The organism is Secundilactobacillus yichangensis, assembly GCF_016861565.1.
GTDB classification, from domain to species: Bacteria; Bacillota; Bacilli; order Lactobacillales; family Lactobacillaceae; genus Secundilactobacillus; species Secundilactobacillus yichangensis.
In genome coordinates this window covers 48,478-69,249 of the sequence record NZ_BOLK01000011.1, presented here as the reverse complement: position 1 = coordinate 69,249, position 20,772 = coordinate 48,478, and the positions used below count along the sequence as shown (strand labels likewise).

General features: G+C 44.0%; 17 protein-coding genes and 1 riboswitch. Of the genes, 3 read left to right on the top strand and 14 right to left on the bottom strand.

Going from position 1 to position 20,772, the window contains the following annotated elements:
• Positions 1-50: 50 nt before the first annotated feature.
• The gene (locus tag JUE95_RS09315; protein WP_203650921.1) at positions 51-1,253 is read right to left on the bottom strand and encodes an SAM-dependent methyltransferase; all 1,203 of its coding nucleotides are present in this window, start codon (positions 1,251-1,253) and stop codon (positions 51-53) included.
• A 345-nt stretch (positions 1,254-1,598) separates the two neighbouring features.
• Complete coding sequence (locus JUE95_RS09310) at positions 1,599-1,766, bottom strand: hypothetical protein (RefSeq protein ID WP_203650919.1); 168 nt, start codon at positions 1,764-1,766, stop codon at positions 1,599-1,601.
• A gap of 246 nt (positions 1,767-2,012) precedes the next feature.
• Here JUE95_RS09310 and JUE95_RS09305 point away from each other — a divergent pair, with 246 nt between their 5' ends.
• Positions 2,013-2,702, top strand: coding sequence for a GTP pyrophosphokinase (locus JUE95_RS09305; protein ID WP_203650918.1), 690 nt, complete (start codon positions 2,013-2,015; stop codon positions 2,700-2,702).
• A 252-nt stretch (positions 2,703-2,954) separates the two neighbouring features.
• On the opposite strand, the gene ribH is transcribed toward JUE95_RS09305, so the two are convergent.
• From ribH to JUE95_RS09270, 7 genes are all read right to left on the bottom strand, one after another.
• On the bottom strand, positions 2,955-3,416 hold the full coding sequence (ribH, locus tag JUE95_RS09300; RefSeq protein ID WP_203650916.1) for a 6,7-dimethyl-8-ribityllumazine synthase: 462 nt from the start codon (positions 3,414-3,416) through the stop codon (positions 2,955-2,957).
• Positions 3,417-4,625 carry a GTP cyclohydrolase II gene (gene ribA, locus JUE95_RS09295; RefSeq protein WP_203650914.1) on the bottom strand — a complete coding sequence of 403 codons (1,209 nt, stop codon included), beginning with the start codon at positions 4,623-4,625 and terminating at the stop codon, positions 3,417-3,419.
• On the bottom strand, positions 4,622-5,224 hold the full coding sequence (locus tag JUE95_RS09290; RefSeq protein ID WP_203650913.1) for a riboflavin synthase: 603 nt from the start codon (positions 5,222-5,224) through the stop codon (positions 4,622-4,624). Before JUE95_RS09290 ends, ribA begins: the two co-directional genes overlap by 4 nt.
• A gap of 2 nt (positions 5,225-5,226) precedes the next feature.
• On the bottom strand, positions 5,227-6,270 hold the full coding sequence (gene ribD, locus JUE95_RS09285) for a bifunctional diaminohydroxyphosphoribosylaminopyrimidine deaminase/5-amino-6-(5-phosphoribosylamino)uracil reductase RibD (protein ID WP_203650912.1): 1,044 nt from the start codon (positions 6,268-6,270) through the stop codon (positions 5,227-5,229).
• Positions 6,271-6,393: 123 nt separating this feature from the next.
• Positions 6,394-6,550, bottom strand: a riboswitch (FMN riboswitch).
• 71 nt (positions 6,551-6,621) lie between these two features.
• Positions 6,622-8,427: a heavy metal translocating P-type ATPase gene (locus JUE95_RS09280; RefSeq protein WP_203650911.1), complete on the bottom strand. Its 1,806-nt coding sequence runs from the start codon at positions 8,425-8,427 to the stop codon at positions 6,622-6,624.
• A 337-nt stretch (positions 8,428-8,764) separates the two neighbouring features.
• Positions 8,765-9,202: a universal stress protein gene (locus tag JUE95_RS09275; protein WP_203650910.1), complete on the bottom strand. Its 438-nt coding sequence runs from the start codon at positions 9,200-9,202 to the stop codon at positions 8,765-8,767.
• Between the two features lie 13 nt (positions 9,203-9,215).
• The gene (locus JUE95_RS09270; protein ID WP_203650994.1) at positions 9,216-10,787 is read right to left on the bottom strand and encodes an Nramp family divalent metal transporter; all 1,572 of its coding nucleotides are present in this window, start codon (positions 10,785-10,787) and stop codon (positions 9,216-9,218) included.
• Between the two features lie 344 nt (positions 10,788-11,131).
• Here JUE95_RS09270 and JUE95_RS09265 point away from each other — a divergent pair, with 344 nt between their 5' ends.
• Positions 11,132-13,873, top strand: coding sequence for an HAD-IC family P-type ATPase (locus JUE95_RS09265; RefSeq protein WP_203650909.1), 2,742 nt, complete (start codon positions 11,132-11,134; stop codon positions 13,871-13,873).
• A gap of 150 nt (positions 13,874-14,023) precedes the next feature.
• On the opposite strand, the gene JUE95_RS09260 is transcribed toward JUE95_RS09265, so the two are convergent.
• Positions 14,024-14,254, bottom strand: a complete 231-nt coding sequence (locus JUE95_RS09260) for a hypothetical protein (RefSeq protein ID WP_203650907.1) — start codon at positions 14,252-14,254, stop codon at positions 14,024-14,026.
• Between the two features lie 107 nt (positions 14,255-14,361).
• Positions 14,362-15,192 carry a YitT family protein gene (locus tag JUE95_RS09255; protein WP_268920921.1) on the bottom strand — a complete coding sequence of 277 codons (831 nt, stop codon included), beginning with the start codon at positions 15,190-15,192 and terminating at the stop codon, positions 14,362-14,364.
• 198 nt (positions 15,193-15,390) lie between these two features.
• Here JUE95_RS09255 and JUE95_RS09250 point away from each other — a divergent pair, with 198 nt between their 5' ends.
• The gene (locus JUE95_RS09250) at positions 15,391-16,797 is read left to right on the top strand and encodes a C69 family dipeptidase (RefSeq protein WP_203650906.1); all 1,407 of its coding nucleotides are present in this window, start codon (positions 15,391-15,393) and stop codon (positions 16,795-16,797) included.
• Between the two features lie 75 nt (positions 16,798-16,872).
• On the opposite strand, the gene JUE95_RS09245 is transcribed toward JUE95_RS09250, so the two are convergent.
• The 3 genes from JUE95_RS09245 to JUE95_RS09235 form a co-directional block, all read right to left on the bottom strand.
• Positions 16,873-18,189, bottom strand: coding sequence for a Na+/H+ antiporter NhaC family protein (locus JUE95_RS09245; protein WP_203650905.1), 1,317 nt, complete (start codon positions 18,187-18,189; stop codon positions 16,873-16,875).
• Positions 18,190-18,368: 179 nt separating this feature from the next.
• On the bottom strand, positions 18,369-20,297 hold the full coding sequence (locus JUE95_RS09240) for a copper-translocating P-type ATPase (protein ID WP_203650904.1): 1,929 nt from the start codon (positions 20,295-20,297) through the stop codon (positions 18,369-18,371).
• 38 nt (positions 20,298-20,335) lie between these two features.
• Positions 20,336-20,707, bottom strand: coding sequence for a cupredoxin domain-containing protein (locus JUE95_RS09235; RefSeq protein ID WP_203650903.1), 372 nt, complete (start codon positions 20,705-20,707; stop codon positions 20,336-20,338).
• Between the last annotated feature and the right edge of the window lie 65 nt (positions 20,708-20,772).

Here is a 20,772-nt window from a genome sequence, read left to right as displayed (position 1 = left end):
AATACCGTCTTTTTTGCTTATATTCTGGAACCTAAACGAGTTGTTACACACTATGCTTCTTTTGAGACTTCTTTACTGTCAGCATCGTAAATATACTGACGGGTCATTGGCAGGCCAGTACCGCTTGGTGCTTTAACCAATAGGTATTGCATCACGTCAATGTTGCCACCTTCAAATGAACCGGCGCAGGCTTGAAGATACATATTCCACATCCGGGCAAATTCTTTACCATACTTTTCTTCGGCTTTATCTTGAACCTTCAAATAATTTTTGTCCCAAATTTCAAGGGTTTTTTGATAATGACGGCGAAGCGGTTCGATGTCGGAGAATTGCAGCTTAGCATCCATAATGTGCTTTAAGTTTTCAGCAACATTAGGAATATAGCCACCAGGGAAGATATACTTGGTAATAAATGGATCGACCCCAGCACCTTCATGCTGACCAGTAATTCCGTGGATCAATGCCCGGCCATTTGGCTTCATAAAGTCAGCAACCTTCTTAAAGTACAAACCGAGGTTTTCCTTACCAACGTGTTCAAACATTCCAACAGAAGTCACGTAATCAAATTGATCATTGACTTCACGGTAGTCTTCTAACAGCACGTTGACCTTGTCTTCAAGATGACGCGCCTTGATTTGCTGCTGCGTGTAGTCGTATTGCTCTTGACTAAGCGTAATGCCAGTCGCGTGCAAGCCGTATTCTTCAGCAGCCATAAACAGTAAAGTCCCCCAGCCGCTACCGATATCTAATAGGCGCTTGCCGGGTTCTGGCTTCAATTTATTCAAAATATGGTGCATCTTGTTAACTTGAGCTTCTTCCAAAGTGTCATCTTCATGTTCGAAGTAGGCACATGAATAAGTCATGGTCTTATCCAGCCACATTTCATAGAAGTCATTACCAATATCATAGTGGCTCTGAATATCCTTTTGGCTGCTCTTTTCAGAATGAGAACGTTTTGGGAAATGCTTGATAAATGGATTATTAGTTAAGAAACTGTGATCTGTACGGAACGCTGAAGCAACTAGTTCTTCAATGCTGCCATCAATTTCAATGGCACCCTTCATATAGTCTTCCGCTAGTGTCAAAGTCGGTTCATCAGTGAAGCTCTTTAAAGGAAGTTCCTCATTAAACCGGATTTTAACAACCGGTTCGCCGTCACCATAAGTTTCCTCTTTACCATCCCAGTAAGTCACAGCAATGGTAATATCAAATGCATGGCTCAATAATTGTCGATACACGGTTTTCTCTAACACGTAAATGCCTTCTCTCTTACAGAAATTAACGTTACACAATTAGTTGCTCTGTTAACTTAATTGACAACTAATACTAACTAACTGGTTAGATTACAAGTCATTATCCATTTTGTCAACGATCCTTACCTTCATTAACAAACGAATAGACCCGTATGATGACGGTAATATAGAAGACTCATAACCAGTACTACGGGATATCTGATTCACATCCGATCACTAGTACACAGGATGAATTCTAATTGACTTCTTATTTTGTCTTTTAGGCTGACAACTGATACCACTTTATAAAAAGCGGCAGAATCCAAATGGATTCTGCCGCTATACTTATTAGTTATTTAATAGTGATTAGCCACGCAGGTTGATCATTAAATCGACCTGACCTTGATCTCGTGATTTAATCTTTAATTCGTTCTGGGCATTAGTTGTTGCCAGCTTACCCTTCTTAATCAAGTTTTGAATCAATCGCTGACCAAAATTACTGCTCATTCCTGTAATCATCCAAGTGCGTTTCATATGCCCAGCTCCCTTCAAGCATGCATTAATTGGAGAATATATTACGCCTAATTTCCATGAAGTCAAGCCTGACCATCTGCTTTAAGAGATTATTAATCCGAGGCATGATTAGACTCAAGTGCCATTACTAGCCTTCCTGAAACAACCCACCTAACTTTGATCAACTAACGAAATATTGCGAGGTTATTTCGCTGTACAGCCATTTAGTGCTAAAATAGCACCATTATCGCTCAAAGGAGATTCATTATGATTTTACAACGTGATAACTTACCTAATATCAACCAGATCTCTGATGAAACGAGCCACGTATTAGGCGATTACAACGCCACTGATTTCCGTCAATTCTTCGTTTACTATCAACAATGTCAAGCTGGTGCTAAGGAGTTTGGTACTAAACTTGAAAACCTCGACAGTGAATTTGAAATGCTTGATAACCATAATCCGATTCACCATATGGAAACCCGTATGAAATCTCCTAGAAGTCTCGTCCGTAAATTAGCTAAAAAGGGCTATGACTTCTCCTTTGACGCTATTAAAGATCATATCTTTGATATTGCCGGAATTCGGGTGATCACCAATTACCTCGATGATATTGAAACCGTAGAACATGCGCTAACCAAGCAGTCCGACGTAAGATTATTGAAACGCAAAGATTACATTTCACATCCTAAACCAAGCGGCTATCGCAGTCTTCACTTAGTCGTATCCGTACCCGTTTTCCGTGCTGAAGGACCAGTTTCAACACCGGTTGAAATTCAGCTACGAACAGTGGGAATGGATATGTGGGCAAGTTTGGAGCACAAACTGCGCTATAAAACCGATGTTGATAAACAAAAAGTTGAAAAATACGGCAATCAGTTAAAGGACTACTCAACTGAACTTAATCAAATCGAATCCAGTATGCAGAACATATTTAACCAATTACAGGAAAAATAATGCTTGCTCTTCAACCATGTTTCACATGAAACATTTTAGGCAATGACAAGCAGGATGAGGCCCCACTCAATTGGATTCCAAAGAATAACTAAATAGCGACTGGTTTCCTGAACGGGAAATCAGTCGCTATTTAGTTACTTGGCAAAAGACTATGTTATGAAGCAGATTTAGGTTGTAGCAGGGAATTAAACTACGGGTTAATCCAATATTTTATTCCGTTCTTGTCCAAAGATGGTTAAACTTTCTTCTATATTAAAGCTGCTTTTCCAGATTAATCATTTCGATCAATCCGTCTGCACAATCGGCACCCTTATTACCGCCTTTACCACCGGCCCGGCTGATTGCCTGATCTAAATTATCGGTGGTTAACACGCCAAACATCACCGGAACCGGACCATTTAAAGATACCTGAGCTAGGCCGCTAGCAGTCTCCGCACAGACGTAATCATAATGCGAGGTTTCACCCCGGATCACAGCCCCCAGTGCGATTATCCCGTCTACCTTACCCGAATTAGCCAACTTGCTGACTATTCGCGGTAATTCCAGCGCACCGGGTACCGCAGCAACCGTAATACCGGCATCGCTGACACCGTATTTTTCTAGTTGTGAGACTGCACCTTGCTGCAATTTCTCGGTGACCAGTTCGTTAAATTGTGCGACCACGATACCAACCTTAAATCCTTTGCCGATTCTTGAAAGTGTCAAGATTTGCATTTAATTGACCTCCTTAAGAAGATGATGAAACTTATTTTTTTTAGTTTTTAAATACGCTTCATTTTCCTGAGTTAAGCCCGTTTCAAGTGGTACCCGGTGGTTGACTCTGATGCCGTACTCTTCTAATTGCTGAATTTTATCCGGATTATTAGTCATTAAATTAACCGTTACTACGCCCTCTTGGCGCAAGATAGCAGCTGCTAGACCATAGTTCCGGTCATCGGCTGGCAGCCCTAAGTGCAGATTGGCTTCAACCGTATCAAGGCCCTGCTCCTGCAATTCATAGGCTTTCAGCTTATTTTCAAGACCGATACCCCGACCTTCTTGGCGTAAGTACAAAACGGCTCCGCGGCCAGCCTGTTCGATCCGTTTTAAGGCTTCAGCTAATTGTGCACCGCAATCGCAGCGCTTTGATCCAAACACATCACCGGTTAAGCACTCCGAATGCAGCCTAAGCAATAACGGTTCATCACCATGAATATTTCCCTTGGTAATCAGCAGCGTTGGCTCACTGTCGGGGTTAGTCTTAAACGCCTTTAATTTAAAAGTACCGTACTTTGTTGGCAGTTTAACGTCAGCGATGACTTCAATTGCTTTTGTCTGGCGATATTGCTGTAGTTCTTCAATGGTAATCAGGGGTGTTTGCGTCCCTTCTGCATACGCTTTGAGGTCCTTGCGGCGGGCCATCGTACCATCTTTCTTGAGGATTTCGCAGATGTAAGCAATTGGCTGAGCTCCTGCCAGTCTGGCTAAATCCACCGCGGCTTCAGTATGCCCGTCACGTTCCAGCACGCCATTATCCCGCGCAATCAACGGAAAGATATGACCTGGGTGGTAAAAATCATCGAAGGTACTGTCTGGCTGAGCTAAGGCAGCAATAGTAGCCGCCCGGTCATACGCCGAAATTCCGGTAGTCGTGGTTCGAACATCCGTGCTGATCGTAAATGCCGTTCCGTACGCGTCCGTTGCATCCGTCACCATGGGTTTCAAACCCAATCGCTGTGCCACTTCAGCACTCATTGGCACGCATAACAATCCGCGAGCTTTGGTCACCATGGTATTTACGTTTGCCGGAGAAACGTATTCAGCCAGTCCCACCATGTCCCCCTCAGCTTCTCGGTCAAGTGAGTCTGCCACAATGATTAACTTCCCTTGTTTAAGGGTTTCAATTGCTGCTTCAACTTTTTGAGATAACGCTTGGTTTGTCATTGGATTGCTTCCTTTCGCTGCGTGCCCACGATGTACTTACCTAAAATGTCCGTTTCAATATTCACTAAATCACCGACTTGCCGACGCCCCAACGTTGTCTGATCTTGGGTGTATGGAATAAGACTCACAGAAAACTGCTGCGGCGTGCTTTGCGTCACCGTTAAACTGATTCCATCGATAGCAATCGAACCTTTTTTGACAATGTATTCATCATACTCTGGCGCGATTTCAAAAGTTAATGTCGTCGCGTTTTGATCTTCAACCCGCTGAATTAACTTAGCCGTTGTATCAACGTGACCTAGGACAAAATGACCATCCAGCCGTTCAGTAGCCCCTAGAGCCGGTTCCAGATTAACTGGGTCATCCTTTTTCAACTGTCCCAAATTAGTTAGCCGGGTCGTTTCCGGCATTGCTTCAACGGAGAGTTGTCCAGGTGCTACAGCCGTTACCGTTAAACAAATCCCGTTCACAGCAACACTATCACCGGGTTGTGGCTTTAACTCTGCGAATAATGGTGCTGCAACCGTTAATTTAGCAGTATCCTCTAAGCGTTGGATTGCTACAACATGACCAATACCCTTAATAATACCTGTAAACATCCTTAAACCCTCCTTGTCTGAATCCGAATATCGGGACCCAGCATTGAAATCGTCGGCGTTTCAAAGTGGGATTGTGCGGTCAGCGGCGCACCAATAGCAGCCGGTAACGCATTGCCGCCCAGCATGGTTGGAGCGACGTAAACAACAACCTCGTCAGCTAAATTAACCGCTAAAAAATCAGCCTGCAAGTGACTGCCGCCCTCAACTAAAAGCGATTGAATCCCTTCATTAGCAAATTGCTGAACCATTTTAGCCGGTGTCCAGTGTGAATCAACTAAAACACGTACTTTTTCAGGTAATTTCTGGGTTGATGGTGTTTCGCTGAAGAACCACGTAGCAGCAGACTGATCCAGTAAATGGCTCCGCGGATCAACTTCATCCACGTGATGAACAAGGGCCGCGCGAATTGGCGGGAATATCATTGACGACGTTCGAACCGTTAACCGCGGATTATCAATAGTAAGGGTATGTTCACCCACTAAAATAGCTTGCTGTCTGCTTCGCAACCGCTGTGCATCCTGCTGAGCTGCGGTCTGTGTTAGCATAGTTCGCTCATTTCCAGCACCATTAATTTTGCCGTCCAATGACATGGCGTACTTTAGGGTGACTAACGGTCGCTGATGCTGATAGAAAAAGTTATAGGCCAGATTTAACCCCTGATTCTCACCGAGTATTTCAACCTTGATACCATGTGCTTTAAGGATGGCCACTCCCTTACCAGTCACTATCGGATTAGGATCCAGCTGGCCAATAACTACCTGGGAAACGCCTACTTCTGCCAGCCGTTTTGCGCAGGGCGGCGTTTTCCCATAATGGCTGCAAGGTTCCAGCGTGACATACATGGTGGCCCCCTTTGCCTGGCTAATATCATCTAACTGTGACAGTGCGTCAATCTCAGCATGGTGCTGACCGTATTGGTGATGATACCCAACTGCTAAAACTTGTTGATCTTTAACAAGCACCGCGCCGACTTGGGGATTCGTCCAGGTGTCCGTTCCCCGTTTAGCAGCGGCAACTGCCATTTGAAAATACTTTGACTCAATCAAACCTTATTCACCTCACGAAAAAAGGCCTCGCATAAAAATGCGGGGCCTTATTTATTGATAAGCTAAACAAGATTTCATACGGTTATGGTACACAAAATGTGTCCACCAATGGTACGAAATAGTTCTTTTCTTCTCCCATCCAGACTTTAACTGTCGGTCCCAGACTCTCACTGGGTCAACCACGAATAACGTGGGTCACGGACTTCAGCCATGCTGCGATCGCTTGTTCGATCTAACTGTCACCATCGGTCGGGAATTACACCCTGCCCCGAAGAAATCTATTCAGTTTTCACGAGTTATCGTACAATGAATGATTTTAAATTGCAAGCAAGATTACTGGACCTAGTGAAGTTATTCTTTAATCGCAATACTGCGTGCACGTAATGCCCACAGAATTGTCACAGTATCAACAACTTCCTGGAGCAGTGCCCCAAAGATTGCCGGAATAACACCAAAACTGGCGATCATCATCAGCACGGTACAGATGATAATTCCCACCATCACTGACTGACGGGCAACGTGCATGGTCGCTCTAGAAATGCGCACCGCAATCACTGTTCGACGCAGATCATCCTTCAAAATAACGGCATCCGCAGACTCGCTAGCTGTGGTTGCACCACTGGCACCCATGGCAATCCCTACGTCGGCCGTGACCAATGATGGGGCATCGTTCACCCCGTCACCGACCATGGCTACTGGCCGTTGATTTTCAGGTACTTTCTTCAGCACTTCAATTTTCTCACCTGGCAAACACTCAGCGTAGACCCGGTCGATACCAACCGCCTTCGCAATTTTTTCAGCAATCGACTGACGGTCACCTGAGATCATCATCAGGTTTTTAATGCCCAGTTCGTGCAGTTCAGACATGGTGGTTACCGCTTCCGGCCGCAATTCATCCGTAAACGTCACACAGCCTAAATACTGATCATCAGCGGAAACGTAAACCGCTGTATCCTCAACCTTTTGGATGGTCCCATCCGTCATGGCAAAGTCGGCTTTACCAACCCGGATTAAATGACCGTCAATCTCAGCCTGAACACCGCCACCGGTGGTCTCTTTAACATCACTGGCAGTTGGCAGCTGATCCGGTGCAGCCTGCATCAGTGAACGTGCCAGAATATGATTAGACTGCTGTTCTGTTGCCGCAGCTAACGTCAGTAATTGTTTTTGATCAACGGCTGGCTGAGTCAATATTTCGTTTACTTTTAAATGTCCTTGAGTAATCGTCCCGGTTTTATCGAAGGCCACGGTTTTAATCTTAGCAAGCCGTTCAAGAGTCGTTCCAGTTTTAACAATGATACCGCTTTGACTCGACCGGCTCATGCCTGCCACTAATGCGATCGGTGCAGCCAAAATTAAGGGACAGGGAGATGCCACAACTAGCACTTCAGCAAACCGGACAGGGTCCCCTGAAACGATCCAAGAAGTACCGGCAATCACGTAGGCCAAGATCGTAAACGGAAGCGCATAACGATCCGCCATGCGAACAAAGTGAGCGGGTTGTGCTTCCGCTTGTTTAACTAAGCGAACAATATTTTGAAATTGACTGTCAGCTGCCTTTTGATCCGCCACCATTTGAATAGACGCATCGCCGTTCACTGAACCTGACATGACGGTGTCACCGGTAACCTTATCAACTGGCCGAGATTCACCAGTTAATGACGACTCATCTAGTGTGGTTCCACCAGATATAATCGTACCGTCGACTGGAATCACTTCACCTGGTTTAACTAACAGCTGGTTACCGACATCAACTTGATCAACGGCAATCGCTTTAATACTGCCATCGACCATTAAATGTGCCTGCTGCGGTGATTTATCCAGTAGTGACTGCAAATCTGCATTAGCCTTGTGTGCAGCGTAATCTTCCAAGGCGTCACCACCAGTCAACATTAGTAATACGATTAGTGCCGCCCAATACTCACCAATGGCTAATGTGGCAATCACCGCGGTAATCGCCAACAGATCCACGCCAAACTTACCTGAACGCAACGTCTTTACCATGTCAATAAACATCAGCAATGCAATCAGTGAACCCAGAACCGTCACCAAAATTTGCGCCCAAACTGGCTGATGCAAGCCAAACGCCAATATCAGTGAAACCATACCAACACCTACCACTGCCCATAATCGTCGATAGTTCGAAAGTTTTTGCATGGTGCCACCTCCTAAAGCATGCTTTTCTTTCATTATACTCGGAATAACGCTTGCTCAGTTAGTAATAAGTCAAATTTTATGGATGGTAGAAGCTGACGACAAAAAATAAGGGACGGTGCCATAAGTCTATATTGGTAAGTACCTCAATTAATTCTTAATCCGAATCAGTTGTGTCTGTGCTTCGGCTTTATCCGGTTATATAGCCCAATTACGTTCCAAAACTCAGATTCCGGCCATTTAACGCAAATAATGCCTATTCCGCAAAAACCGCGGAATAGGCATTATTCACGTTAAATTCTGGAATCTACCGAGTTTTGTCACAGCTTACATCAATAATTTAACGAATGACTAAAACTGAAATTGGTGCGTATTTAGCCATATACGCAGCTTGAGAACCAACACGGCGCTTCAAGCCCTTTTTAGCAATTGAACCAATTATTAGTACATCTGGTTGAACGTGAGGAATCACGTCATTGACGATCACCTCAGCAGGCTTCCCTTCAGAAACTAACGCGTTAACCTGTTCAACACCAGCGTCTTTAGCTTGCTGAACGTACGTCTTAATATGTTCCTCAAGTTCGCTGCGCTCCCCATGGATATAATCCTTATCCATTGCTTGAAACACGTTAACATCACTATCTTCAAGAATTGAAACGATGGTCAATGCTGCATGACGCTGCTTAGCCGTAGCAATAGCATACCGAAATGCCAACAGGGCATCCTCGGAGTCATCAACACCAACTAAAATATGCTGAAATTCAGTCTTTTTAGACATTATGATCCTCCGTTTATTCTGCTACACCAAGCTTAGCTTTGAGACGCTTGTTACCCTTATGCAAATCGATAATCATCCAAACTAGTAGGGCAACAACACATGCGATTAGGAAGTAGGCAATATCGTCAGCCATTGCAAAATCTGCAGCAGAGGCATTTGCAGGTAAGAAACCTTCGATGTTGTCTGGCAGACCTTTCATGTTCAAAACGGTTAAAGCGATAACTGAGAACCAGCCTAGAATCTTGATAACCAAGGTGTTCTTGAACCGGTCACCCATCTCAAGCTTGCTATCTGTCATCATTAACAATGGCAGCATTGAGAATGGTAAGGCGAACGCCAAGAAGACTTGAGAGTTGTTCATCAGCGTGTTAAGCGCTTCGTGTTGTTGAATAGGTGTTTCACCGCTGGTCATACCAACACAGATCAGAACAGGAATAACTGAGATCAAACGGGTCACTAACCGACGTGCCCATAGAGGCATCTTCATATGAATGAAACCTTCCATGATGACTTGACCAGTTAAAGTACCGGTAATGGTAGAATTTTGACCTGAAGCAAGCAGTGCAACGGCAAACAGTACTGACAATGCACCAGACTTAGCAACACTGATTAAAATTGGATTGCTAAGCATTGATGAATTAGACAAAGCTTGGAACAAACCGAAGAATGAAGGGTCTTTAACAGCACCGGTCTTAAATACGGCAACACCCATAACCAGCAGCAAAGAGTTAACAACGAATGCCAGTGATAATTGAATGTTTGAATCCCAAGTTGTAAAACGAACGGTACGTGCCACATCATCTTCATCGGCATGATCAATTTTACGGGTTTGTGAAATAGCAGAGTGCAAGTACAAGTTATGTGGCATAACAGTGGCACCAATGATACCTAAGGCACCAGTCAATGGTGTACTACCGCCAGCCTTAATTGAACTTGAGAACGTATCTTTAGTAGGGATTAAACCACCAAAAACACCGGCCCAATTAGGATTTGACAAAGCAACTTCATATGCGAATACAAGTAAAATAACCATAATCAAGCAAACGACGATTGCTTCAATCTTACGGAACCCAATTTTGGTTAATAATAGCAATATCAAAACATCAAAAACGGTAATGAAAACAGCGTATACCAATGGAATATGGAATAATAGATAAAGCGCGATGGCAGCCCCAATAACTTCCGCAATATCAGTTGCCATAATTGCGAATTCTGTTAGAAGCCAAAGAACAATCCCTAGTGACTTGCTAGTACGAGCCCGAATGGCTTGTGCTAAATCCATCTGCGTCACGATGCCAAGTTTAGCTGCCATGTATTGCAGTAACATCGCAATCAAACTTGACATTAAGATAACAGACATCAGCAAGTACTGGAAGTTTTGACCACCAGTGATTGAAGTTGACCAGTTACCTGGATCCATGTAACCCACCGCGACTAGTGCGCCAGGTCCTGAGTACATAAATAATGTTTTCCAAAAACCTTTCCCTTTTGGAACATCGATTGATCCATTGATCTCTTCCAACGATTTACCGTTGGCGTATTCGATCAAATGGTGCTTACGTGGTGTTTTTTGATCCTTCAAAATAAGTGCCACCCTTCATGAATTTGTTAAGCATGTTTATTGTACATTTTATTTTACGTTTGTAAAATAGAATTTAGGTGTTCCTTAACATTTTCTACTACTTATGAGGACGCTTTCATGCATAAGAGAACACACTTTAGCCGTGCCTAAAATATTTTAAATTTTTTTTTTTACAATCTGGGCAAACTATCCGATTTTAAGGCATTTTAACTTGTATTTTCCATTATTAATATTTAATCTAATACATAGAAATAAAGAAAGAAGGGATTAATATTGAGAGAATTATTCGTCAATTTGGCATTACCAGACCGTTAATCAACCGTTAATCACGAAAGGATGATTCATATATGGCAACTCAGTCAGATAATAATCAAGTTACACCCACGGCAACCGACGAAAAAAAGGACGCCGGACCCAGCCAGCAACAAATTTGGCGCCAATCGACTTCTGAACTAGAACAGCACTGGCAGACTAACTGTGAAGACGGGCTCAGCACGGCTGAAGCTAAGAAACGCTTTGCAGAACATGGTCCCAACGAGTTGGAAGCAAAGAAAGAATCAAATTTGTTGCGGTTTATTAAACAGTTCAACAACAGTATCATCTACATTTTATTAGCGGCGGCCATCATTACCTTTGTACTGCACCGCTATTCCGATTCCATCGTTATTGGACTGGTGATTATCGCTAATGCGTTTATTGGATATTTTCAGGAAATTTCCGCTGACAACGCGTTAGCAAAAATTAAAGACTTATTGGTCTCGGAGAGTTTTGTGATCCGTGACGGTCAGAAAATCACCTTGCCCTCCCGAGAATTAGTTCCAGGCGATCTCGTACGGCTAGAAGCTGGCGATTCAGTTCCAGCTGATCTGAGGCTAATTGAAGCTGATAATTTAAACATTCAAGAATCAGTACTAACTGGTGAAACAGATTCAGTGGAGAAAATTGAAGAACCCATCGACGCCGAGACCGTTCCCCTAGCTGAACGCCGTAATCAAGCCTTCGCGTCCACAGCTGTTACTAGCGGTTCTGGGTTAGGCGTGGTCGTTGCCACCGGTGTTCATACCGAAATCGGTAAGATTCAACAAGACGTGGCTGAAGTTAAGGCCAAGCCAACACCATTGATGCAAAATCTGAACCGTCTAGGTGTCGGTCTTTCCATCGCCATTGTGGTCGCTGCTATCTTGCTCTTCGTCTTAGGGGCAGTAATTCACGTTTACAGTCTGCCAACTCTGCTGATTGCGGTTATCACCATGGTTGTTGGTTCAATGCCTGAAGGCCTACCAGCAAGTACCTCAGTTGTCCTAGCTATGGGGACTCGGCAGTTAACGAGGCAAAACGCCATCGTTAAAACCCTCCCTGCGGTGGAAACACTTGGTGCTGTGGATATCGTTAATACGGATAAAACGGGTACCTTAACTAAAAACGAAATGACCGTTACCGATATCCTGACACCGGAACATCAATATCAAGTATCCGGTGTTGGCTATGATTCTGAAGGCCAGATTCAAGATCCCAACGGTCAGCCCGTTGATTGGCAGCATAATGAACATTTAAACTGGTTAGTTCAAATTGCAGGTCAAACTTCCGATGCCGTCTTTAATGAAGAAGACGGTCAATGGGTACTGACCGGAGAACCAACCGATGGCGCCCTAACAGCACTATTTCATAAGCTAAACCACGACGAGCCGACAGTGAATGAAATCGACTCATTGCCTTTCGATTCAGCCTTCCGCTATTCTGCTCGACTCGTTGATTACAATGGTCAGCGTATCCTGATGGTGAAGGGTGCCCCTCAAACCCTGGCTAAATTGATTCAAGACCAGGGTGGCAAGGTTAACACCGGAGCCATGGCTGAACAGATGAGCCAGCTAACCCGCCAAGGTAAACGAGTGGTCGCCCTAGGTTATCAGGTTATTTCCCAGGAAATTACCGAAATTGATCCGAATATGATTGGTAAAGGGTTAACGTTGGTTGGCCTAGTTGGAATCATTGATCCTCCACGCCCAGAAGTCGCCAACGCCGTTAAAAAACTGAGGTATGCCGGCATTCAAGTTAAAATGATCACCGGTGATGATCCAGAAACCGCTGCAGCAATTGCCCGCCAGCTAAACCTTTCTGACACTCCTCAAGCCATTACCGGACCGGAATTGAACCAGCTCTCAGACGATGAACTCGCTGATGTGATTGATAACTACACTGTGTTTGCCAGGACAACGCCAGCGGATAAGCTGCGGATCGTTCGTGCTCAGCAATCTCTCGGCCACGTGGTTTCAATGACCGGTGACGGTGTCAACGATGCCCCTGCTCTAAAGCAGGCTGATATCGGTGTCGCCATGGGTATCAAAGGAACTGATGTGGCTAAAGGTGCCGCGGACATGGTGCTTGCCGACGATGACTTCACCACTATCTTGGCAGCCGTTAAGGAAGGCCGACACGTTTTCGATAATATTCGTAAAACCATTCGGTTCCTGTTACCAACTAGCTTTGCTGAAGGCCTGATTGTGGTTTTAAGTATCATTATGGATCAGTCATTACCGCTATACCCGACGCAGCTGCTGTGGATCAACATGGTATCCGCCTTAACGATTCAGTTTGCTTTCATTTTCGAGCCGGTTGAATCCGGGATTATGTTCCGCGGTCCCCGAGACGTTAAAGCCGGTATCCTATCAAAGATGGATGTAGTTGAGGTAATCTACGTTTCACTGTTGATTGCCGGCTTAGGTATCTTCGCTTACGATATGCTGGTTGGGCATGGCATTACAGCTTTGATGGGCAGCACCATGACATTGAACATTGTGATTTTTGGTAAGATCTTCTACCTATTCAATTTGCGAAATAACCACCCAGTTATCTCAAAGTATTTCTTCCAGAATAAGATGGCCTTTTATATCATCGGTTTGCTCATTATCCTGCAGCTGGCAATTATTTACTTGCCATTCATGCAGGGTGTCTTCCACACCACTGCCATTAACTTCCACTATGGCTGGGGGATTCCAATTATCATGGGCTTCATTGTTTTAGTCGTCACCGAAATCGTCAAACTATTTAGAATGCGCTGGGACCATCTTCATAAGGATCGTATCAGTTAAGTCCTGAATAAACAAAAGCAAGGATATCAATCAAAAATGGTTGGTATCCTTGCTTTTGTATTTCCCGGGACATAATCCCACTATCTTTAGGCTGCTAATCTGAAATATTCCCACATATCCGCTACTAACATATGACCATGTTTCAACTTATCAACGTAATTCAATTTGAAATTTCTCTGGTCCATCGATCGACGTAACATTGATTGTTTGACCATTCTTTATGGGTTGGTCGCACCAGAAATTGGGATGCATATGACCGTTAAACAAAAACTGATAACGTTGCCCTTTGGGGGTCTTTACGACGTTGACTGCTGCTTTACTGCCATCAGATAAATTAACTCTTTCGAAATGGGCCGTCGGATGCATGTAAATAGTTGTCATTATTTTCCACCTCCATGCTACATAATAACATATTTTAGGGTATCCTAAAACTACTTGAAATTAAAAAGCACCTTTTTTTCAATGGTGCTTCTTCCTGAACTATTTAATTACAGATCCGGTAAATGGCTACCACGGACACTGCGAACCTGATCCGTCACGACTAACGCCTCCGGATCTACTGACATAATGATCGGCATAACTGCAGTCCAGTCTCGATTGCTGCAAATGTATAGCAGTGCATCCATATCCTGTTGGCTATAAAAACCGGTTGCCTTCAGCATCGTGACACCCTGCCCCAAATTAGCAGACAAAGCTTTCCCAATGTCTTGATTATGATTTGAAAGCACGAGTACTGAACGCTTGGCACCTACTGCATCCAAGTATTTATTCAGCACAACCGCCGAAACATATAGTTCCATAACCGTTAATAACATGTTTTGAAATCCGATGACCAATCCGGACGGGATGGCCACAATCAAATCAAAAAACAGCATGGCTGACCCATTTCGGATGCCTAAGTAACGGTTAACAATTTTAGCCAGTATGGTACTCCCTGCAATTGTCCCCTTGGCACGAAAAATTAGTCCCATTGAGATTCCCATCAAGACTCCGCCAGCAATCGCCGCAATCACTGTCTGGCTAGTATGGTACGGCATAAAAACCGGTACCCTTAGAAAAATACTGATCCAAAGAACCGCCCATAGCGAATAAAAGACCGTCTCCCGTTTTAATAATTTAAAGCCGACTAATACCAAAATTCCGTTTAAGACGATGTTGGTCAGTGCAGGTGAAATTTTAAAGGTATAGTATCCCAGTGCTGTTAAACCGGTAACACCACCCTCACCGATTCGATTAGGAATCAGAAAATAGTTAATTGCCAGCGCATAAATCATCGCACCGAGAATTATTTGTATACCGTTTTTAACGATTGATTTCAATTACAAGCTCTCCTCATGTCCCTTTACTATATACTTTACGCTATGGAGATTAATTAAATCAACCTTGTTTGACTGACAAACCGCTCTTATTTACAGGAATTGTTCCACATGAAACATTTAAGTTATTGTTAGTAAACACAGCTGTTATAAACCAACGTGATACAATGGAGTAGTAATTAAATTAAAGGAAGTGTTTGCATGACTAAACGGATCAAGGGCTCTTGCACCACGATGCTAGTGGGTAAGAAAGCTTCAATTGATGGTTCCACTATAATTGCAAGAAATGAGGACGGTGCCGGTCCATTAAACCCGCAAAAATTTGTTGTCGTTAATCCCGAAGACCAGCCTCGGCATTACAAAGCGGTTCTAAGCAAATTTGAAATTGATTTACCGGATAATCCATTACGTTATACCTCAACGCCTAATGCGGTGGAAGATGACGGTATCTGGGCTGCTGCCGGAATTAACAGTGATAATGTTGCAATGACGGCTACCGAAACCATCACTACAAATTCTCGTATTTTAGGTGTGGATCCATTAGTTGAAGAGGGCCTCGGTGAAGAAGATATCACAGCCATTACCCTACCTTACAGCCATTCAGCACGTGAAGGCGTTGAACGTTTAGGCAGTTTGCTGGAAAAGTATGGGACCTATGAAATGAACGCCATGGCTTTCTCCGATAAGGATGAGGTTTGGTACTTTGAATCGATCGGCGGTCATCACTGGGCTGCCATTCGGATCCCGGACGATGCTTACGTCATCGCACCTAACCGTCTGAACATTGATCAATTCGACTTCAATTCAGACGACACCTTATTCGCGAAAGATCTGCCTGACATGATTGAAAAGTACCATATGAATCCAGACAAGGATCAGGTTAATTTACGTCACATCTTTGGTAGCGCCACTATCAAAGATACCCGCTACAACAACCCGCGGGCATGGTACGGTCAAAAGTACTTCAATCCAGAATTTGATACCACTCCAATCGATCAGGATCTGCCATTTATCTGCCGGACTAATAAGAAAATCTCCATTGAAGATATGAAGTTTGTTTTGAGTTCTCATTATCAAAATACACCATATGATCCCTATGGTACCGGTACCGAAGCTCAAAAGAAACAGTTTCGTCCAATTGGCATCAACCGGAACCAGGAATTGCATATTCTGCAAATTCGCAATGATGTTCCAGCCGAAATTGCTGGAATTCACTGGCTTGCCTTTGGTCCGAACACCTTTAATTCCGTCGTACCCTTCTACGCTAACGTTACCGATACACCAGAATCCTATAAAAATACGACTGGCAACTGCGATCCAACCAATATGTACTGGCTGCCAAACGTCCTAGCCTTAATCGGCGATCGCGACTTCGCACTTTTTGAAGATCAGGAAAACCTGTTTGAAGAACACACCGTTGCACAATGCCGGAACCTTCAAATCAAGACTGACCAAGAATCCGCTAACCAGTCTGACTTATCTGCTTACCTCGAAAAGGTTAATAACCAGATGGCTGACATTGCCAAGAAGAACTCTAACGTTCTGTTGGGCCAAATGTTAGCACTGGGTGAACCGCAAATGAAACTGAAATTTCAATTGAACGACTAATTTTTATCATTTGATGCTTAACTAAAATAACCTGATTTTCCATGAATAAGGATGGAAAATCAGGTTATTTTTAGCTTAAATTTTAACCCGTTCTGCTTTCGGTGAAAATCGGCTGACTAGGAAAAGAATCGAGACAATGCCTAATACCACGCAATACCAGCTGTATGGTACGATCGACGCAGCCGAAACCTGTGCGATGGCACCCGCCATTAGCAATTGACCGCCATACGGAATCAATCCCTGGCCAACACAGGAAAAGATATCCAAAATGCTAGCAGTATACGACTTCGAAATGTGGTACGTCTCTGACAGGTCCTTGGAGATCGGCCCTGCGATCATAATTGAAACGGTATTATTAGTGGTAATTAAATCCAGTAAGAGAATCAAAGCAGCAATGGCGAATTTGCCACCTAGCGCACCATGGGCGTGTCTTGTGATTTTATTTAATAACCACTGAATACCGCCCATGTGCGTCATTAAGGCTGCTAAACCACCGACTACAATAGAGATCAGTGAAATATCAGCCATGGATAGCATCCCTTTATGAATCGAATCTAATGCGCCAATAAAATCGAAACTACCGACACTAATCCCAATTACCGTTGCAGTCGCAATTCCCATTAGCAGGACGATTAACACGTTAATATTCATAAACGATAATGCGATTACCACAATATATGGCAAAATATTCAGCCAGTGAATCGTCCCCAGGCTGCTGATGTTCGCGTGACCTACATGAACGGTCATTAATAGTACAATAGTAATGAACACTGCTGGAACAACCATGATAGCGTTAGTTTTGAATTTATCAAAAATCGTCACACCCTGGGTCTTCGCCGACACAATGGCCGATCCAGAAATCAGTGATAAATCATCACCGAACATCGCACCGCTGACCACCACTCCAGCCATTAATGGCATACTGATATGTGCCATCTGGGCAATACTGGCCGCGATTGGCATCAAAGCAGCAACAGTTCCCATAGAGGTCCCCATTGCGAAACTTAAAATACAGCCAAGTATAAAAACTCCTGGGACTAAGAAGGACTTAGGCAGATAGGTTAACCCAATATCAGTAATAGTCTCCACGGCATGCATAGATTTCGTGACGTAGTAGAAGGCGCCGGCCAGCAGAAAAATAATGATCATTAAAATCATAGTTTCTTGACCGGCACCCTTAAAGAACACGGTTAATTTGTCGTTAAAAGTATCCTTACGATTATCGTCTTTCAGCAAAAAGGCAACGATACTAGCCAGCATCATTGCCACTAGCAATGGCATATTATCAAAGCTGCCAGTAATTATTCCCGAACTAATATAGAGGATAAGAAAGAAAATCAGCGGTATAAGACCGACAAAATTCCCTTTTGGGGCGGGTTCATTTGGTTTCACAGTCAATTCCTACTTTCAAAAGGTTTACTCAAACCATTATAACGGTCAGCTTTTTGAGAAAAATGGGAGATTACTGAGAGTTGTCACATTGTTAACCATTTTAAAAAGCAGTCTAGTCACCTGTTAATTAACTGATGATTAGGCTGCTATTATTTTGACACGTGATTCGTTAAATTCAACTAAACAGCTTTTGAAACGCTGCTGGTAATTTTGGCACGGTTTAACAAAACGGAACTCGTGACCACTGACAGCGAACTGAACGCCATCGCGAGGCCCGCCAGCTCCGGGCTCAAAGTTAATCCAATGCCGTAGAAAATTCCCGCTGCAACAGGAATCCCCAAAACGTTGTAAATGAACGCCCAGAATAAATTGAGCTTGATCCTGTTAAAAGTTTTACGACTGATTGCCAATGCCCGATCCACATCGCGGAGGTCATTTTTAACGAGTACGATACCACCAGATTCAATGGCAATATCGGTACCCGACCCCATAGCAATACCGACATCCGCAACGGTCAAAGCTGGTGCGTCATTAATACCATCGCCTACAAAGGCTACCTTGCCAGTTTTCTGAAGTTCTTGAACGCGGTTCGCCTTATCAGCTGGTAGGACATCCGCAATTACTGAATCGATTCCGACTTGATCAGCGATCGCCTTAGCCACTCGTTCGTTATCACCCGTCAGCATCACGGTCTTGAGACCACGTGCTTTTAGAGCAGCAATGGCTTCTTTCGAAGTTGCTTTTGATGCGTCTTGAATTGCAATCAAGCCAATCACTTCATCACCGATACCCACAAAAACCACCGTCTTTGCTTCCGCCTGCAATGCCACGGCACGCTGCTTTAAATCAGCTGACACCGAGTCATCTGTCAGTAACTTATCGTTGCCAATGAAAGCTGCTTTTCCGTCCACTATAGCTTCTACACCCTTACCTTCAACTGCGTGAAAATCCGTTACAGCGGTTGGAGAAACCTTTTCCGCCTTAGCCTTAGCTAAAATGGCAGCAGCTAATGGGTGCTCCGAATCAGCTTCCAAGCTGGTCGCTAAAGATAGTACCCGCTGTGAATCACCAACAATGTCAGTAACTGCCGGTTTCCCCATTGTAATGGTGCCAGTCTTATCAAAGACTACAGTAGTAATATCGTTTACGGCTTCTAGAACTTCACCATTCTTAATGAGGATTCCCATTTTAGCAGAACGGCCGGTGCCCACCATTAACGCTGTGGGCGTTGCCAGCCCCAGCGCACATGGACAGGCAATTACAACTACTGAAACCGCAAAAATCAAAGCGTTAGCAACACTAGTACCTAACAATACATACCAAACGAGAAAGGTCAAAATGGCAAGAATCAAAACAATTGGCACAAAAATATTGGAAACTTGATCGGTTAACTTTTGAATTGGCGCATGGCTGTTCTGTGCCTTTCGAACAAGTTCAACAATCTGCGATAACATCGTGTCGCTGCCAACCTTTTCAGCCTTAAACAAAAACGTACCGTTACTGTTGACCGTAGAGCCAATCACCCGATCACCAGTATGCTTTTCAACTGGCATACTTTCACCCGTAACCATAGATTCATCAATTGCGGAGCTGCCATTAGTGATAACACCGTCTACCGGGATTTTCTCGCCCGGCTTTACGCGAATCAAATCACCGACGCTGACTTCACTTAAAGGAATCTTGATCAACTCACCATTCCTCATCACATTGGCTTCTTTAGCCTGCAGATTGACTAATTTTTCAACGGCGTTAGAAGCGTTGTTACGCATCCGTTCCTCAAACACCTGACCCAGTAATACAAAGGTAGTCACAAAGGCGGCGCTCTCAAAGAAAACAGCTTGATGAGTAATCATGGCGTAAACGCTATAAAAATAAGCTGTCGCTGTTCCAATTGCCACCAATGTATCCATATTAGAATGGTGTTTCTTAAAGGAAGCCCAAGCGCTTTGCCAAAACGGTCCGGCTGAAACTGCCATAATGACTGTCGTCAGCACTAACATTGTCCATTCACCGCCGGGCAGCATCCAGCCAAACGGGTGTAGAATCATTTCCGCCAACATTGGTAGGGACAGGATCAATGAGATCCAAAAACGACTTGTGATCGACATGTCTACTCACCACTTTCCAAAACTTTTATCGATTGCACTTACTTAATGATCAGCTTGCCGTGGAACATATCCATGCCGCAGGCCCACTGGTATTCGCCTGCTTTACTGGTATCAATTTGGATTGACTGCTGCTCCCCCTTTGGCAATTCACGGTTAATCCCAAAATCCGGAAAAACCACCCGGTCCAAACAGCTTGATGGGTCACGACGGGTAAAGTTCAGAGTTGCTGGAACTCCCCGCTTTAAAACGATTCTTTCGGGTGAATATCCGCCGTTGACGTTAACGTCAATTTGCTGGATATCATCAGCTACACTGGCTGTTTCAGTTGCAATAGCATGCTTGCCGAAAAACCACCAGGTAATGAACCCGATTAGTAACAGGCCAATGATTAAAACAAGTATTCTGAGCATTTTTTAAGCCTCCAAAGTGAATTTATCCTTACGTTTACATTTGTAAACCACAACTATATATTAAC

Excerpts from the sequence above, each read along its gene's own strand:
- JUE95_RS09310 (WP_203650919.1), bottom strand. The coding sequence starts at position 1,766 with ATGAAACGCACTTGGATGATTACAGGAATGAGCAGTAATTTTGGTCAG.
- JUE95_RS09305 (WP_203650918.1), top strand. The coding sequence starts at position 2,013 with ATGATTTTACAACGTGATAACTTACCTAATATCAACCAGATCTCTGAT.
- ribH (WP_203650916.1), bottom strand. The coding sequence starts at position 3,416 with ATGCAAATCTTGACACTTTCAAGAATCGGCAAAGGATTTAAGGTTGGT.
- ribA (WP_203650914.1), bottom strand. The coding sequence starts at position 4,625 with ATGACAAACCAAGCGTTATCTCAAAAAGTTGAAGCAGCAATTGAAACC.
- JUE95_RS09290 (WP_203650913.1), bottom strand. The coding sequence starts at position 5,224 with ATGTTTACAGGTATTATTAAGGGTATTGGTCATGTTGTAGCAATCCAA.
- JUE95_RS09280 (WP_203650911.1), bottom strand. The coding sequence starts at position 8,427 with ATGCAAAAACTTTCGAACTATCGACGATTATGGGCAGTGGTAGGTGTT.
- JUE95_RS09275 (WP_203650910.1), bottom strand. The coding sequence starts at position 9,202 with ATGTCTAAAAAGACTGAATTTCAGCATATTTTAGTTGGTGTTGATGAC.
- JUE95_RS09265 (WP_203650909.1), top strand. The coding sequence starts at position 11,132 with ATGGCAACTCAGTCAGATAATAATCAAGTTACACCCACGGCAACCGAC.
- JUE95_RS09260 (WP_203650907.1), bottom strand. The coding sequence starts at position 14,254 with ATGACAACTATTTACATGCATCCGACGGCCCATTTCGAAAGAGTTAAT.
- JUE95_RS09250 (WP_203650906.1), top strand. The coding sequence starts at position 15,391 with ATGACTAAACGGATCAAGGGCTCTTGCACCACGATGCTAGTGGGTAAG.
- JUE95_RS09240 (WP_203650904.1), bottom strand. The coding sequence starts at position 20,297 with ATGTCGATCACAAGTCGTTTTTGGATCTCATTGATCCTGTCCCTACCA.
- JUE95_RS09235 (WP_203650903.1), bottom strand. The coding sequence starts at position 20,707 with ATGCTCAGAATACTTGTTTTAATCATTGGCCTGTTACTAATCGGGTTC.